Raw genomic sequence first — 3641 nt, forward strand, 5'->3', positions numbered from 1 at the left:
CGTCAACGCATTGCGGGACGGGAAGTAGTGCGTGAAGATGTGATTGTTTTGTCGGAGGGTGATAGAGTTCCAGCAGATGCTGTGGTGATATGGTCTACCCATTTGAGCATTGATGAATCCTTATTAACTGGAGAATCTTTACCTGTTCGTAAGCAATCTGTTAGGGATACCACTGATTTAGAAAACACTATCAGAAGCAGCACACAGCACCGTCCCGGTGGTGAAGATTTGCCTTTTGTCTATTCGGGAACGCTGATAGTTCAAGGTCAAGGAATTGCACAAGTCTATGCTACGGGTATGCAGACAGAAATGGGGAAAATTGGTAAAGCCCTGCAAACTGTAACACAGGAAGACACGGTTCTGCAACGGGAAACTCGCAGGATTGTGGGTAAATTGACCTTTGTAGCGATCGCTATCTGCGTAGCTGTGATCGTTATTTACGGTGCAACTAGGGGCGATTGGCTACAGGGAGTTTTGGCTGGTTTGGCTCTGGCTATGGCAATTTTACCTAATGAAATTCCTGTAGTATTGGCAATTTTCCTGGCTTTGGGGGCTTGGAGATTTTCCCAGTCCAGGGTTTTAACTCGGCGTGTCCCTGTGGTAGAAACACTGGGTTCTGCGACTGTTCTTTGTGTAGATAAAACCGGAACCCTGACTTTTAACCGGATGTCAGTTCAGCAATTATTTGTATATGAATCTACAAGCTTAACACCGCAATTTTACGATGTTGCCCTGCATGAACAAGAAGCGCTACCAGAAACGTTCCATGAATTAATTGAATTTGGCATTTTAGCCAGTCGCAAAGACCCCTTCGACCCCATGGAAAAAGCCCTGAAACAAGTGGGTGATGACTATTTAGCCAGAACAGAACATTTACATCAAGACTGGGAAATACTGCGGGAATATCCCCTCACAGGTGAATTATTGGCCATGTCCTGTGTGTGGCAATCACCAGAGGATAAATTAATAGTTGCTACTAAAGGATCTCCCGAAGCGATCGCAGATTTATGTCATTTTAATGACCAACAAATCCAAGACCTGCAACAGCAGATTAATCAAATGGCCAGGGATGGTTTGCGTGTTTTAGGTGTAGCAAAAGTCATTGGACAACATCAAAAAAACAAAACCCTCAAGTCTCTTCCCCAAGCCCAACATGACTTTGAATTTGCCTTTTTGGGACTGCTAGGTATGGCCGACCCCGTGCGCCCAACTGTAGCCCCAGCCATTGCCGAATGCTACACCGCTGGTATACGAGTATTGATGATTACAGGAGATTACCCCGCCACAGCCCAAAATATTGCCCGCCAAATTGGGCTAAAACCTGCCACAGAAGTGATTACCGGGGCAGAACTAGAAACAATCCCAGAAGGTGAATTACTGTCTCGCATTCAAACCGTGAATATCTTTGCGCGGGTTGTTCCAGAACAAAAATTACTGATTGTCAATGCCCTGAAACGCTGCGGTGAAATCGTGGCTATGACCGGAGACGGGGTAAATGATGCCCCAGCCTTGAAAGCCGCAAATATTGGCATTGCTATGGGTGAACGGGGAACAGATGTCGCCCGTGAATCTGCGGATTTAGTATTGCTAGATGATGATTTTTCTGCCATTGTCCAATCTGTCAGGCTGGGACGGCGAGTATTTGATAACCTGAAAAAAGGTATGGCTTATACTTTGGCCGTTCATATCCCCATTGCAGGGATGTCTCTAATTCCGGTCATATTTCATTGGCCGCTGGTGCTATTGCCTATTCACATTGCTTTTCTACATTTAATTATTGACCCCGCTTGTACTATAGTATTTGAGGCCGAGCCAGAAGAAACCAATATCATGCACCGTCCACCACGTAATCCTAGAGAGTCGTTATTTAGCCGTCGGACTTTGAAATTAGCACTCCTGCAAGGGGTAAGTGTGTTGGTGGTGCTGCTGGTTGTATTTGCTGTGGCTTTTTATTTTGGACATGGAGAATTTGATGCCCGCACTCTAGCTTTTACTACTCTCATTGTCTCTAACTTGAGTATGATATTAACTAATCGTTCTTGGTCGCGGACTATTCCCGAAATGTTACACACTCCTAATGCAGCACTTTGGTGGGTATTGGGTGGTGGTGTGGTGTTTATGGGACTGGTGCTTTATGTTCCTTTGTTACGCCATTTATTTCGGTTCTCTTTTCTGCATTTTGATGATTTATTAGTTAGTCTTATTTCTGGGGTGTTTAGTATTTTGTGGTTTGAGGGACTCAAAGTTTGGCGACGCAGATATTAATAATCATTAATAATCATCCGCTTATCCAATTTTAAATGGCTTCGGATTGTTTAATTTGTTGGTAATGGGTATGAGTATGTCCGGTTTATTTAATCAAAAGCAAAAACTTAATCTTAACAATTGAAGAATTATTGAACGCAGATAAACGCGGATAAACGCAGATGAATTAATGGATCTACTTGACTTCTGTAACTCGCCAGCTTAGTTTTAGGTTAACCCAGAAATTCCAAATTGTGGCCACTGCGATCGCTATAAAGTTAGCAATGTAGCGATTAGGAATCAGATAATTAAACACTAAATTCAATATCAGCACATTCAAAACTAACCCAGCCAAACAAACAACGTTGAACTTAATAAAGCGTTTGATCCGGGGTTTCCAGCCCTTCTGCTGTATAGAAACATCAGCGAATGTCCAAGCATCATTCCACAGAAAATTATTGAAAATAGCAATTTCACCTGCTAAAATTTTGCTGCGTGTTAATGGTAAGGCTAGGGTTGTGGGGTCACTTAGTAAATAAAGTATTAACATATCCACAAATACGCCACTCAATCCTACCGCACCAAAACGAAGAAATCGCCCAACAGGAAAGTTGACTTTTTGACTAATTTTTCCTATTCTCCCAGTAGATAACCGTAATCTGATTAAATGTTGAATATAGTCTACATATTGTTTCCAAGTGACTTTGCTTTCTCCTTCTGTGCGTTCCCGGAAGATGTAACCAGCTTCACCAATTTCCCCAATTTGTCCCCGGCCAATGACTTCTAAAAGAATTTTATATCCTATGGGATTAAGTGTAGTATTAGCGATCGCATTTCGTCTTACCATAAAATAACCACTCATTGGGTCAGATACTCTACCCACAACTTCTGGTAAAATTACTAGTCCCAATACCTGCGCCCCACGTGATAAAAAGCGTCTAATTACACTCCAGCTACTCACACCACCACCCTCGACATGACGACTAGCTACTGCTAAATCTGCTCCCTGTTCAATTTTCTGCCATAATTGTGTCAGCACTTCTGGAGGATGTTGCAAATCTCCATCAATTACACCTAATATACTCCCTCTGGCCGCTTGCCAGCCACGAATTACCGCCGACGATAGTCCCCGTTCTTCTTGACGACGCATGACCCGCAATTGGGGATAATCTGGGATGAGATTTTCCGCTACTTCCCAAGTTCGGTCTGGGCTATCATCATCCACTACAATTAGTTCATAATTACCAGGAATAGTCTGATCCAATAACCCACTCAAGATATTAACTACATTTTCAATGTTATCACGCTCTTTATAGGTAGGAATTACTACAGATAGCAGCATGATATTGTTTTCGTTCTTCGGGTCTGGTGTCAGTTCAGAAATTCTCAATGCACCA

At 42.9% G+C, this 3641-nt stretch carries 2 protein-coding genes; one reads left to right on the forward strand and one right to left on the reverse strand.

Annotated features, from left to right (window positions below; all coding sequences use genetic code 11):
* Positions 1-2265: cation-translocating P-type ATPase (locus ACIR310F_RS21605; RefSeq protein WP_231387394.1), on the forward strand; the 2265-nt coding region annotated here is incomplete at its 5' end.
* Positions 2266-2440: 175 nt separating this feature from the next.
* On the opposite strand, the gene ACIR310F_RS21610 is transcribed toward ACIR310F_RS21605, so the two are convergent.
* The coding region (locus tag ACIR310F_RS21610; protein ID WP_231387397.1) for a glycosyltransferase at positions 2441-3641 on the reverse strand (1201 nt) is incomplete at its 5' end.

Origin of the sequence: Dolichospermum circinale AWQC310F, from assembly GCF_000426925.1 — a bacterium.
GTDB classification, from domain to species: domain Bacteria; phylum Cyanobacteriota; class Cyanobacteriia; order Cyanobacteriales; family Nostocaceae; genus Dolichospermum; species Dolichospermum circinale.